Below are 12,145 nucleotides of genomic sequence, written 5' to 3'. Positions count from 1 at the left end.
GATGAATAGTTTGATGCGGGTTCCCATGCAGACCGGGGCCGGTCCATGGATGAACGAGGACATTACCAGAGTGGCGGCATGGGCCCAGTTTCACTTCAATGGCCTTCCATCCCTGGACTGGGCTCGGTCACCCGCACCGCCACCCAGCGCAACTCGCATTGGGTCGGATCAGGTTCCGTCAGGCAGTTTCGCAGGCTTGAGGGGGCGTCTGGACACTCGCAGTACAGCCCCTCCACGGGCGCCAGCTCGGCGATATCCTGCTGTTTGTTCTCACGCCAGGCCAGCAAGCGGTTGTAGAGCGGGTCCCGGGTACCGATCGGCCGGCCTGGGTCCATGCGCAGGTAATACACCAGGCGGGGTGGAAAACCATCCCGCAGGCGCACGGGGTTCTCATAACGGGCCACGGTGCGGGCCTCGCCCAGGGGCATGCCCGCGCTCCAGGGGTCGCCATAGCGGCTGTGGCCAAACTCGTGGGAGAGGATGGCGAAGGGGTCCACTGCCTCCCCGCTCATCTGGAACCGGCAACGGAAACCGGCGTGCCCCATGCGCACGCTGGCCGCCGCACCCATGGAGCCGGTGCCGCTGTAGGCGTAGATGCGGAAGACCACCGCATCCTGGGAGAACAGGCCGGCGTCGGACAGGCGTCCGCTTATCAGTTCCGACAGGCGCGGCCGCGGACCTCCGTCAACAAAGTCCTTCCAACGCTCCGCGTCGTAGTCCAGATAACCCTGGTTGAATAGGCGCAGGGTGTCGTCCGCCACTTCCCGGAACCAGACCGCTCCCGCGTCGGTGTGGGCAAATCGTTCAAGCAACTCGACCTGTTCCCTGGCCAGGGGCAGAACGTAAGGCACCACCCGGTAGGCGTTCACCAGGTTGAGCTTGCGGGCCAGAGCAAAATGCTCGGACCGACGGGCCTGTTCCTCGCCGGCATCGGCCGGCGACACCGACCTTCGACCGGCCCGGGGAGTGCCATCGGCCGCGGCGTACACGACCATCTCCCCTCCCGCCTGCCAGGGCGCCAGCAGCTCCCGTTCCAGTTCCACCGGGGTGGGGGTTGCAGGGGGCGGATGGATGCCAGCCTCGCCCATACCGCCCCAGGCCATGGGGGACAGGAGCGTCACAAACAGGACCCCGATCCGGCGGAATAAACGAGCGTGGTACGCCACGGTTGCCGGTGGAAAGGGCTATTCGGTTTCACTGCCGGCCATGGCCGCCCGGGCCAGGGCATGGGAGGCCAGGGGCAATACGGCCAGCAGGATCAACACCAACAGGACCAGGCGCCAGGTCCAGGCGGCGTCCCAGGCAAGCAACCCGGTTCCCAGAGTGGCCAGGGCCAGACTCAGGGTCCCAGCCTTGGTGGCGGCATGCTGACGGGCCAGGACATCCGGCAGGCGGTACACCCCCAGGGCAGCGATAAGCAGGACGGCCAGCGCCAGGCCGAGGACCAGCCAGCCGAGTGCGCCCAGGATCATGGCTGCCCCTTTTCAGCATCTGACTGGCGCTGGACCAGCCGCGCCCAGGCCAGGGTGGCGACGAAACCCACCGCCGCCAGGCCGATGGCCACGTCCAGGTAGACCGTGCGGCCGCTGGCCACGGAAGCCAGCAGGTTTAAGACGATGGCCACGGCGAACAGCAGGTCCAGGCCTACCACCCGGTCCGTGGGCGAGGGACCCGCCAGCAGGCGATGGAAGCCGGGCAAGGTCGCCAAGCCCGCCAGGACGACGAAGATCCAGATCAGGGTCATGCTCTCGCTCCGTACATGGCCTGCAAGGGTGCCAGGAAATCCCGGCGGATGTCCGCCAGGGTGGACTCAGCCAGGTCCACATCCAGCAAATGCAGCAGCAGTTCGTGCTTTTCCTCATCCACTGACACGCATGTGGTGCCCGGTGTCAGGGTCACCAGCAAGGCCAGCAAGGCGACGCCTCCCTCCCCCAGTTCGGCGTAGGCCAGGCGGGCAAAACCCGGATGCACCCGATGCCTGGGAAAGAGGATGGCCAGGGCCGTGCTCCAACCGGACCGCACGGCTTCCCAGGCCAGGTTCCTCAGCAGCAGCAGGAAATTGCCCAGGCGGTTCATGGTTTCACTCCTGTCAGCCAGAATTGCGAGGTGGCCACCTGGGCCCACTGGAGGAAAGGTTCTGGATACAGGCCCATGGCCAGGATCACCAGGCTCAGCAACAGAACCGCGCTGTAGGCGGGCCGGAAGAACTGGGCCACCAACCCGCCCTCCCCCGCCGGGTGGGTCTTCCAGAAGCCCTCCACCCATATCTTGCTCATGGAATACAGGGTGAGGAAGCCTACCGCCAGGGCGCCGCCGCCCCACACGTAGCGCCCTTGCTCGAAGGCCTCCCCCACCAGCATGAACTTGCCCCAGAAACCGGTGCTGGGGGGCACTCCCACCAGGGAGAAGGCGCTGATCAGGAACAGCAGGGCCAGGAAGGGCCGGGCGGCATACAGCCCGCCCAGGCGGCGCAGGTCGAAATGGCCAGACGCCCCCCACATGAGGCCGGCGATAAGGAAGAGGTTGGCCTTCACCAGGATGTTGTGCACGGCGAAGAAGGCCGTGCCGGCGGCCCCCGCCGGACTGGCCAGGGCGATTCCCAGCAACAGGTAGCCAACCTGGCTGACGATGTGCAGGGCCAGGATGCGGCGCACGTCCCAGTGGTAGGCCGCCCCCACCACCCCGGCCACCATGGTGACCAGGGCCAGCCAGCCCAGGGCCTCGAGCCACAATTCCGGCAGGCTGAACACCTGGCCCGCCAGGCGCAGCAGCACGTAGGCCGCCACTTTGGTGAGCAGTCCCCCCACCAGGGCCAGGGCGGCGGGGGGCAGCACGTGGTAGCTAGCCGGCAGCCAGGCGAACAGGGGCAGGGCCCCTGCCTTCATGAGCAGGGCCAGCAGCAACAGGGCCAGATAGGGGCCCATGGCCGTCGCCACCGCCGGGTCCTGGACCGCCAGTGTCAGGGCGGAGAAATTGAGCTGCCCCCCGGCGCCGTAGATGAGGGCCACCGCCACCAGCAGCACCAGGGTGCCCAGGAGGTTCAGGGCCAGGTACTTGAAGGCGGCCTCGCTGCCCCGGGGATCGCCGCGGCCCACCAACAGGCCCAGGGTGCAGATGAGCATGAGCTCGAACCACACGTAGAGGTTGAACAGGTCCGCAGCCAGGAACACGGCGCACACCGAAGCGATAAGGCCATGGGCCAGGGGCGAGGCCGCCAGGCTGCCTTCCCCCTCCTCGTTGCCCAGGCGGTAGACCATGGCCGCCAGCCCCAGCAAGGCGGCCACGACCACCAGGCCTGCGCTCAGGGCATCGGCGGCCAGTTCGATGCCGTAGGGCAGGGGCCAGTCACCCAGGGCCAGGGAAAGGCGGGTGCCCGTAGGCAGGCCTCTCAGCAGCCCGACGGCGGCCACCACCAGCAAGGCCGCACCGGCCAGGCCGGTGAGCCGCCGTGCCCTGCCCCGCTCCGGCAGCAGGGCTGTCAGCAGAGCCGTGGCCAGGGGGATGAGGATGGGAAGCAGCAACTGCATCAGGGCTCCATCACCGGCGGTTTGACGGGGTCCGTGGCCAGCGGCTCCGTGGCCCCCAGGGCGTCCGCATCCTCCCGGGGATCATGGCGGGCCAGGCGGGCGACCAGCACCAGGGCGAAGCACAGCAGGGCGAAACCGATGACGATGGCCGTGAGGGCCAGGGCCTGGGGCAAGGGGTTGGCCGTCGCCTCGGGCAACGCGGCGGCGCCGGCGGCGATGACGGGCGGCACCAGGGTGCCCGGCTTCCCCGCCAGGAACACCACCAGGTTGGCCACGCCTCCCAGCATGGCCAGGCCGATGACCAGGCGGACCATGTCCCGGGACAGGACCAGCAGCACGCCTGCCGCCACGATCACGGCCAGGCCCAGGCTCAGCATCAGACTCATGTCCGGCCCTCCTCCAGCAGGGAATACAGGTAGCCCGTCAGGCTGCCCCATACCACGCAGAACACCCCCAGGTCGAAGAGCAGCACCGTGGACAGGCCACCCGCCCACAGATGGGTGAGGTAAGGCAGGCCCGCGAACAGGGCAGGAACACCGCTCAGCAGGGCCAGGCCCACGCCGGCCATGGCCAGGGAAAGGGGGGCCAGGGGCTGGCGTCGCCTAGCCTGGACCGGCCCCAGGACGATGGCCAGCAAGGCGCTGGCCGCCACTGCCACCAGGCCGCCGATGAAGCCGCCACCGGGCTCGTTGTGGCCCCGCAGGAAGATGAAGAGGGCCACCGCCAGCATGGCCCAGTAGACCGGCAGGGCAGCCCGCTCCAGCACGGGGGAACGCTGGCTCATGGCCGCCTCCCGCCCATGGCCGCCAGCAAGGGCAGGGCCGCCAGAAGGGAGAAGGCCAGCACCGCGACCTCCCCCAGGGTGTCCAGGGCACGGAAGTCCACGATGATCACGTTGACCACGTTGCGGCCCCGGGCCTCGGGCAGGCTGTGGGCGCCGAACCACTGGGCCAGGACGGTCTGGGCCTCCAGGCCCGCCAGGTGGGCCAGCAGCAGGAAGGTGGCCAGGCCCGCCGCGCCGGCCAGTAGATAATCCATGGGCTTGTGTGCCTGGGGGGCGTCCGCCTTGGGCCGCAGGTGGAACAGGATGCTGGCAGCCATGACCACCAGTACCGACTCCACGGCGAACTGGGTGAAGGCCAGGTCCGGCGCGCCGGCAAACAGGAACAACACTGCCGAGCCATAGCCCACCAGGCCGCTGGCCATGAGCAGGGCGATGCGCTGCTTCATGACCACGGCACTCACCGCCCCCCCCGCCATGAGGACGGTGGCCACCGCCCAGGCCCAGGCGTTGTCGGGCCAGGCCAGCAGGGCCGGCCAGTCCGGGCGCAAGCCGGGCGCGTCCAGCAGAATGAGGCCCAGGCCCATGAGCAGCAATCCCGCCAAAGTCAGGCGCAGGTAGCCGGTTAGGCTGCCCGTCTGCAGGTGGCGGGTCTGCCAGGCGGCCACGAGGGGAATGGCATGCAGGACGCGCTCGAAAAATGCGCCGGGGCCGTAGCGGTCAAGCCAATGCAAACGATGCAGGACGTCGTGTAGCCGGTCCCAGACCAGGAACAGCACCAGCCCCAGGCCCAAGGTGATCTCCAGGGCCGAGAGGGTGCCGTCGAATGTATAGGTGGCGGCCACCGTCACCGCGTCCAGGCCCGGCGATACGGACCGGGCCGCCTCCGCCAGCAGGGGATCGGCCAGGCTGGGCAGGAACTCGAACTCCAAGGCCAGGAGGGCGATGGCCAGGGGCGGCAGGCGCATGGACCAGGGCACTTCATGGACCTGCCCCCGGGGCGCCTCCGGCGGCCCCCAGAACACCCGCACGGCGGCCACCCCGGCCACCGCCACGACGATGGCATTCACCAGCAGGGTGGCATGACCCACCAGGGCCAGCACCTCGGATTCGGCCTTGGCTGTAGTGATCACGTCCTTGGCCACGAAGCCGAAGGACATGGGCAGGCCCGCCATGGACAGACCGGCCAGCACCGCCACGGCGGCGGTCCAGGGCATGGTGCGGCGCAGGCCCATGAGATGGTCGATGCTACGCGTACCGGTGGCATGGTCGATATTGCCCGCCACCATGAAAAGGGGTGCCTTGTAGAGGGCGTGGGCGAACATGAAGGCCACCACCGCCAGGCCGGCGCCGGGGCTGGGCAGGCCCACCAGCATGACCAGGATGCCCAGAGCCGACACGGTGGTGCGGGCCAGGATGCGCTTCAGATCCCGCTCCCGCAGGGCCAGCACGGCGGCCCACAGGGCGGTGAGGGTGCCGACGCCCACCAGGGTAAACTCCCACAATGGTAGGTCGTTGAAGGCCGGGTCGAGCCGGGCCAGCAGGTAGATGCCCAGCTTCACCATGGTGGCCGAATGCAGGTAGGCGGACACCGGCGTGGGCGCGGACATGGCATTGGGCAGCCAGAAGTGGAAGGGAAACTGGGCCGACTTGGTGAAGGCCCCCAGGAAGACCAGCGCCAGGGCGGAGGGCAGGCGCGGATCGTCCGGGAAAGCCGGGGCGGCGACGATGATGCCTGACAGGGTCCAGGCGCCGGCCATCTGGGCCAGCAGGATGAGGCCGCCCAGCAGGGCCAGGCCGCCGGCCATGGTGATGAGCAAGGCCTGGCGGGCGGAGGACCGGGCATCAAGATCGTTGTGGTTCCACCCCACCAGCAGGAAGGAGGTGAGGCTGGTTAGTTCCCAGAACAGGAACAGCAGGACGACGTTGTCTGCCGTCACCGCCCCCACCATGGCCAGCATGAACAGAGCCAGGATGCCCAGGAGCCTGTCCCTTCCGGGCTCGTGGTCCAGGTAGCCGTGGGCGTAGACGAAAACCAGGGCGCCGATGCCGGTGATGAGGGCCAGCATCTGGGCCGCCAGGCCGTCCACACGAAAGGCCGCCTCCAGACCCAGGCTGGGCGCCCAGGACAGGTTCAGGTGCCAGGGCAGGGGGTACCGGCCAAGGCCCCAGGCCAGGAGCAGGAAGGCGGCGGCGGGCAGGGCCAGCAACGCGAGGTGAGTCAGCCCAGTATGCTGCGGGCCGGCAGGAGGTGCGGCGCCCTCGGCTTGCATCAACCTGCGCCGCTTCCTCGGGGCCGCGCCTGCCACTGGCGCCAGGCCAGTGTCAGCAGGGTGACGGCCACCAGGGGCAGCACGAAGCCCCCCATCACCGCGCTGTAGCCTTGCAAGGCATCATGGCCGCTGGCATGGAGGATCAGGTACAGGGTATAGGCCGCATACAAGCCCAGGAACAGCCCTCCCTCCCAGCGATCGATGCGGTTGCCGGTAAAGAACACCGGCAGGCAGGCCACGGCCACGGCCACCATCACCGGCAGATCCAGGACCGGAATGGACGGCGCCACGTCCAGGGCGGACGGGGCCACGCTGGCGGAGATGCCCAGCACCGACAGGATGTTGAAGATGTTGCTGCCCACCACGTTGCCCACGGCGATGTCCCGCTCCCCACGAAGCGCAGCCATGACCGAGGTGGCCACCTCGGGCAGGGAGGTCCCGGCGGCGACGATGGTGAGACCGATGACAAGTTCGCTCACCCCCAGGTGGCGGGCGAAGGCCACCGCCGCCTCCACCAGCCAGCCAGCGCCCAGCACCAGCAGGGCCAGGCCCGCCAGGATGAGGAGGACCTGTACGCCCCAGTGGGCGCCCACCTCCTTGGGCGGACCGTCGAAGGCCTCGGTGTATTCCGCGTCCACCTCCGCCTGGACCGCCGCCGTTTCCCGCCGGCTCTGGCGGATGAGCAGCACCGTGTAGCCCACCACCAGGGCAGTCAGCAACAGGCCCTCCCAGCGGTTGATGCCGCCGTCCAGGGCCAGGGCCCATAGCAGCAGGGAGACGCCGATCATGATGGGCACTTCCTGGCGGATCACCTGCTGGTGCACCACCAGGGGGGTGATGAGGGCGGAGAGGCCCAGGATGAACAGCACATTGAAGATGTTGCTGCCCACCACGTTGCCCAGGGCGATGTCCACCTGGCCGGTCCAGGCGGACTGCACCGAAACCGCCAGTTCCGGGGCACTGGTGCCGAAGGCCACCACGGTAAGGCCCACCACCAGGGGGGTGATGCCCAGGGACAGGGCCAGCCGGGAGGCGCCCCGCACCAGGAGTTCCGCCCCCAGGATCAATGCCACCAGCCCGATCACGAACATCAGCATGCCGACTCCTCCATTTCACGGCCAGCCCGCGCCAACCATTTCGGGATGCACCGCTTGTGCCGCGCCTCCGGGCCCCGGTATCAGGCGCCGTGGTCTCCCGCGCCACGCCCTCCCGCCTTGTCGGCGGTAATTCGGTCCATGAGCGCAAACAGCACGCCGGAAACCACGAAGGTCATGTGGATGCCCACCTTCCAGGCCAGTTGCTCGTTGCTGAGGCTCTCCACGTGCATGAAGGCCTTGAGCAGCTCGATACCGGAGATGGCAACGATGGAGCCGATGAGCTTCATCTTCAATTCCGCGAAGCCCACGTGGCCCATCCAGCCGGGCCAGTCCTCGTGCTCGGCGGCGTCGAAGCGGGAGACGAAGTTCTCGTAGCCGGCGAAGACGATGATGATGAGCAGGTTGGCCACCATCACCACGTCCACCAGGGTCAGCACGCCGATGATCACGTCCCCCCCTTCGCCAGTGAACACCACGGGCACGAAGTGCATGAATTCCTTGACGAATTTCACCAGCAGCAGGGCCAGGGCCAGGATGAGGCCGATGTAGAAGGGAACCAGCAGCCAGCGGCTGGCGAAGAGCATGCGCTCCAGGTGGTTTTCCATATGTTTCATGCGTTGACCTCCTTATTGCGGGTGGCTGCCAGGCTGGCTGCCACGGATGTGGCGAGGATAACAGCCACGATGCCCAGGGCCAGGCCAATGGGTACGTTGTAAAGGTCGGCAATGAGCATCTTCACACCCACGAACACCAGCACCAGGGCCAGGCCGTACTTGAGCAGGTGAAAGCGGCCGTTGAGATCCGCCAGCAGGAAATACATGGACCGCAGCCCCATGATGGCGAAGATGTTGGAGGTGAAGACGATGAAGGGGTCCGTGGTGATGGCGAAGATGGCGGGAATGCTGTCCACGGCGAAGATCACGTCCGAGGTCTCGATGAGCATGAGCACCAGGAACAGGGGCGTGAACCAGCGCACGCCGTCCTTCATGACCGTGAATTTCTCGCCGTGGTACTCGTGGGTGATGCGCAGGTGGCCCCGCAGCCACTTCAGCACCGGATTGGCGTTCAGGTCCGCTTCCTTGTCGGCGAAGATCAGCATCTTGAAGCCGGTGATCACCAGGAAGGCGCCGAACAGGTAGAGCACCCAGTGGAACTGCTGCACCAGCAAGGCTCCGCCCAGAATCATGGCGGCGCGCATGATGATGGCTCCCAGCACGCCGTAGATCAGCACCCGGCGCTGGTACTCGGTCGGCACGGCGAAGAAGCCGAAGATCATGATGAACACGAAGATGTTGTCCACCGACAGGGACAGCTCTATGAGATAGCCGGTGAGGAACTCCAGGGCTTTGGCGTTGGCCACCGCCCGGCCCGCCGTGCCGTCCAGCCACCACCACAGCATGGCGGCGAAACTCAGGGACAGGGTGACCCACACCCCGGTCCAACCCAGGGCCTCCCGGGCACTCACCTTGTGGGCGGACTTGCCACCCAGGACGAACAGGTCCAGGGCCAGCATGGCCAGGACGAAGAAGATAAAACCGGCCCAGAAGACCGGCGGGACCACGCTGGCGAGTTCCATTTAGCGTCGCACCCCTGCATTGGCCGCTTCCAGGGCAGCGATGCGCTCCTCGATGGGCGGATGGGTCATGAACAGGCGCTTCAGGCCGCCACCAACGCCGCCGGCGATGCCGAAGGCCGCCATCTTGTCCGGCAGGGGGGACGGATGCAGGCTGCCCAGGCGCTTCAGGGCGTTGATCATGGCCTGGCGCCCGGCCAGGCTGGCGCCCCCCGCGTCGGCACGGAATTCCCGCTGGCGGGAGAACCACATGACGATGATGGAAGCCAGGATGCCCAGCACCAGCTCGGCCACGATGACGGTGATGAGGAAGGCCGGCCCGTGGCCCCGCTCGTTCTTGAACACCACCTTGTCCACCGTGTGGCCGATGATCCGGGACAGGAACATGACGAAGGTGTTCACCACCCCCTGGATCAGGGCCATGGTCACCATGTCGCCGTTGGCGGCATGGCTCACCTCGTGGCCCAGCACCGCCTCCGCCTCTTCCTTGGTCATGCCCCGCAGCAGGCCCGTGGACACGGCCACCAGGGAGCTGTTCTTGGTCATGCCCGTGGCGAAGGCGTTCACCTCGGGGGAATCGTAGATGGCCACCTCGGGCATCTTGATGCCGGCGGCCTGGGCCTGGCGGGCGACGGTCTGCACCAGCCAGAGTTCCTCCGGCGTGCGGGGGTCGGTGATGACCCGGGCCCCCGTGGACATCTTGGCCGTCCACTTGGAGATGGCCAGGGAGATGAAGGCGCCGCCGAAGCCCATGATGGCGGCGAAGATCAGCAGGGCCTGGAGATTCAGGCCCTGCTCGTTCAGGTAGGGCTCTACCCCCAGCAGGCGCATGGTGATGGAGAGCACCAGCACGATGGCCATGTTGGTGGCCAGGAACAGGACGATGCGTTTCATGGGATGGACTCCTCGGATGACATCAAAGATCGACTTGGAAAAAGCCTACGGTTATGGGTGAAGGCATGCTCGGCCATTCCATGCCTGGGGCTTTCTCAGTGGCGGACGACGGGAAACGCGTCGCCCAGCCACCGGGTGATGCCGCCTTCCACGTTATAGACGCGGGTGTAGCCCAGGGCTGCCAACTCCCGGGCCAGGGTCTGAGTACGGTTGCCGGTGCGGCAGATTAGGGCCACCGGGGCATCCTTCGCCACCTCGGCAGTAAAACGCGCCAGGAAGTCCGGATTCAGGCGGCCGCTCCCATCGACGAAAGTCAGGGTGCGGCTGCCAGCCACCACGCCCGTCTGGCGCCATTCGTCGAGCCGGCGTATGTCGTAGAGGGGCACTCCCTGGTCCAGCAGGGCCTTGAGCTGGGCGCTATCCACATTGGCGTAAGGCGGCTCGGAACAGCCGCCCATGGCCAGGGCCGCGCCCGCCACTCCGGCCACCGCAAGGAAACCTCGCCGGTCCATATCAAGCCTCCCGGTGCCGCCACGCGCGGCTGGCATGTGGTGTCCCGGGGCAGGGCCGGACGTGAAAACCATATTGATGGAACAGACCGAAAACCATGATCCGATACTTCCATGGAGATGATGACGGCCTCATGGTAGGTCACCTCAAACATCAATAAAATTCGAATATTTCTTACATATCATTCGTCATTGCAGAACATGATCAACTACAAGCAACTGCACTATTTCTGGCGCGTGGCCAAGGACGGCGGCATCACCCGGGCCAGCGAGCGCCTGCACCTGACGCCCCAGACCCTGTCCGGCCAGATCGCCCTGCTGGAAGACAACCTGGGCGTGCATCTGTTCCGCCGCGTGGGCCGCCGCCTGGAGCTGACGGATACGGGCCAGCTGGCCCTGTCCTACGCGGAGGATATCTTCCGTACCGGTGGCGAGCTGGAGCAGGTGTTGCGGGGCAGCCCCACCGACCGCCCCCTGGTGTTCCGCGTGGGCCTGGCCGACGTGCTACCCAAATCCATCGCCTACCACCTGCTGGCACCGGCCATGGCCTTGCCCGAGCCGGTACACATCGTCTGCAGGGAAGACAAGCTGCCCCGCCTGCTTGGGGAACTGGCCATCCACCGCCTGGACCTGGTGCTGGCGGACAGCCCCATGCCGACAGACGCCGAGGTGAAGGGCTATAGCCACAAGCTGGGGGAGTGCGGCGTGGCCCTGCTGGCCCAGCCCGAACTGGCTGGACAGTTGCAGGGCGACTTTCCAGCCTGCCTGGAGGGCGCCCCTCTGCTGATCCCCGGCGAAGGCACCGCCATGCGTGGACGTCTGCTGCGCTGGCTGGCGGCCCAGGACGTGCATCCCCGCATCGTCGGCGAATTCGACGACAGTGCCCTGATGCGGGCCTTCGGCCAGGAGGGCAACGGCATCTTCCCTGCCCCCGCCACCATCGCCGGACAGATTTGCCAACAGGACGGCCTGGTGGAACTGGGCCGGCCGGAGGGGGTCACGGAACGCTTCTATGGCATCTCCGTGGAACGCCGCGTCAGCCACCCGGCAATACTGGCCATACTGCAAAGCGCCACCCAGGATCTCTTCCCCGACGACGGAGAACGGGCGGACACCACAGCAAAAAAAACGGCCCCGCCGGGGCGAAGCCGCTGAAACGGAGCTCATGCCCCGGCTGTGAAATCTGAGGCCGTCCTCAGGCGCTGTGCACCTGGACGGGGGACGAAAAGATCAGCAGGCCATAGTTGGCCTCGTATTCGCGGCGCAGGTGTTCCGCCACCCGTTCCGCCAGGCCCGGGTCGCATAGGATATCCACGCGGATGTTGCCCTCCTTCCGCCAGGCGCCGGTGCGGCGGCCGTGGGTGCCCAGGCCCCGGGCGTCGGTGATGGTGTAGCCGGTCACGCCGAGGTGCGGCAGCTCCTCTTCCAGGAAGGGTTCCAGCACAGCCTCGCAGACGATGGTGAGGAGCAGGCGGTTGGGTGTATTCATGA

Annotated in this window: 15 protein-coding genes; 1 reads left to right on the top strand and 14 read right to left on the bottom strand. The window is 67.2% G+C overall.

Annotated elements, in window-relative coordinates; all coding sequences use genetic code 11:
• Positions 1-95: 95 nt before the first annotated feature.
• The 13 genes from H6935_12695 to H6935_12635 form a co-directional block, all read right to left on the bottom strand.
• Positions 96-1,121 (bottom strand): hypothetical protein, encoded by a 1,026-nt coding sequence (locus H6935_12695; protein ID MCP5279205.1) that lies wholly within the window; start codon positions 1,119-1,121, stop codon positions 96-98.
• 63 nt (positions 1,122-1,184) lie between these two features.
• On the bottom strand, positions 1,185-1,472 hold the full coding sequence (locus tag H6935_12690; protein MCP5279204.1) for a monovalent cation/H(+) antiporter subunit G: 288 nt from the start codon (positions 1,470-1,472) through the stop codon (positions 1,185-1,187).
• The gene (locus tag H6935_12685; GenBank protein ID MCP5279203.1) at positions 1,469-1,744 is read right to left on the bottom strand and encodes a pH regulation protein F; all 276 of its coding nucleotides are present in this window, start codon (positions 1,742-1,744) and stop codon (positions 1,469-1,471) included. The genes H6935_12690 and H6935_12685 overlap by 4 nt, the downstream gene beginning before the upstream one ends.
• Positions 1,741-2,076 (bottom strand): Na+/H+ antiporter subunit E, encoded by a 336-nt coding sequence (locus tag H6935_12680; protein MCP5279202.1) that lies wholly within the window; start codon positions 2,074-2,076, stop codon positions 1,741-1,743. Before H6935_12680 ends, H6935_12685 begins: the two co-directional genes overlap by 4 nt.
• Positions 2,073-3,527, bottom strand: a complete 1,455-nt coding sequence (locus H6935_12675; protein MCP5279201.1) for a Na+/H+ antiporter subunit D — start codon at positions 3,525-3,527, stop codon at positions 2,073-2,075. The genes H6935_12680 and H6935_12675 overlap by 4 nt, the downstream gene beginning before the upstream one ends.
• The gene (locus tag H6935_12670) at positions 3,527-3,913 is read right to left on the bottom strand and encodes an NADH-quinone oxidoreductase subunit K (GenBank protein ID MCP5279200.1); all 387 of its coding nucleotides are present in this window, start codon (positions 3,911-3,913) and stop codon (positions 3,527-3,529) included. The genes H6935_12675 and H6935_12670 overlap by 1 nt, the downstream gene beginning before the upstream one ends.
• Positions 3,910-4,311 (bottom strand): Na(+)/H(+) antiporter subunit B, encoded by a 402-nt coding sequence (locus H6935_12665; GenBank protein ID MCP5279199.1) that lies wholly within the window; start codon positions 4,309-4,311, stop codon positions 3,910-3,912. Before H6935_12665 ends, H6935_12670 begins: the two co-directional genes overlap by 4 nt.
• Positions 4,308-6,581, bottom strand: a complete 2,274-nt coding sequence (locus H6935_12660) for a DUF4040 domain-containing protein (protein MCP5279198.1) — start codon at positions 6,579-6,581, stop codon at positions 4,308-4,310. Before H6935_12660 ends, H6935_12665 begins: the two co-directional genes overlap by 4 nt.
• Complete coding sequence (locus H6935_12655; GenBank protein ID MCP5279197.1) at positions 6,581-7,678, bottom strand: calcium/sodium antiporter; 1,098 nt, start codon at positions 7,676-7,678, stop codon at positions 6,581-6,583. The genes H6935_12660 and H6935_12655 overlap by 1 nt, the downstream gene beginning before the upstream one ends.
• 80 nt (positions 7,679-7,758) lie before the next feature.
• Positions 7,759-8,292 (bottom strand): TIGR00645 family protein, encoded by a 534-nt coding sequence (locus H6935_12650; protein ID MCP5279196.1) that lies wholly within the window; start codon positions 8,290-8,292, stop codon positions 7,759-7,761.
• Positions 8,289-9,254 carry a TerC family protein gene (locus tag H6935_12645; GenBank protein MCP5279195.1) on the bottom strand — a complete coding sequence of 322 codons (966 nt, stop codon included), beginning with the start codon at positions 9,252-9,254 and terminating at the stop codon, positions 8,289-8,291. Before H6935_12645 ends, H6935_12650 begins: the two co-directional genes overlap by 4 nt.
• Entirely contained in the window at positions 9,255-10,145 is an 891-nt protein-coding gene (gene htpX / locus H6935_12640; protein MCP5279194.1) for a protease HtpX, read from the bottom strand. It lies immediately after the preceding gene.
• 95 nt (positions 10,146-10,240) lie between these two features.
• The gene (locus tag H6935_12635) at positions 10,241-10,657 is read right to left on the bottom strand and encodes a twin-arginine translocation signal domain-containing protein (protein ID MCP5279193.1); all 417 of its coding nucleotides are present in this window, start codon (positions 10,655-10,657) and stop codon (positions 10,241-10,243) included.
• Positions 10,658-10,855: 198 nt separating this feature from the next.
• Here H6935_12635 and nhaR point away from each other — a divergent pair, with 198 nt between their 5' ends.
• Positions 10,856-11,809, top strand: a complete 954-nt coding sequence (gene nhaR, locus H6935_12630; protein ID MCP5279192.1) for a transcriptional activator NhaR — start codon at positions 10,856-10,858, stop codon at positions 11,807-11,809.
• A gap of 40 nt (positions 11,810-11,849) precedes the next feature.
• On the opposite strand, the gene H6935_12625 is transcribed toward nhaR, so the two are convergent.
• Positions 11,850-12,143, bottom strand: coding sequence for a transcriptional regulator (locus H6935_12625; GenBank protein ID MCP5279191.1), 294 nt, complete (start codon positions 12,141-12,143; stop codon positions 11,850-11,852).
• Positions 12,144-12,145 lie beyond the last annotated feature (2 nt).

It is taken from the genome of Thiobacillus sp., assembly GCA_024235835.1.
Lineage (GTDB): Bacteria > Pseudomonadota > Gammaproteobacteria > Burkholderiales > Thiobacillaceae > PFJX01.
This window is presented reverse-complemented; position numbering and strand designations above follow the sequence as displayed.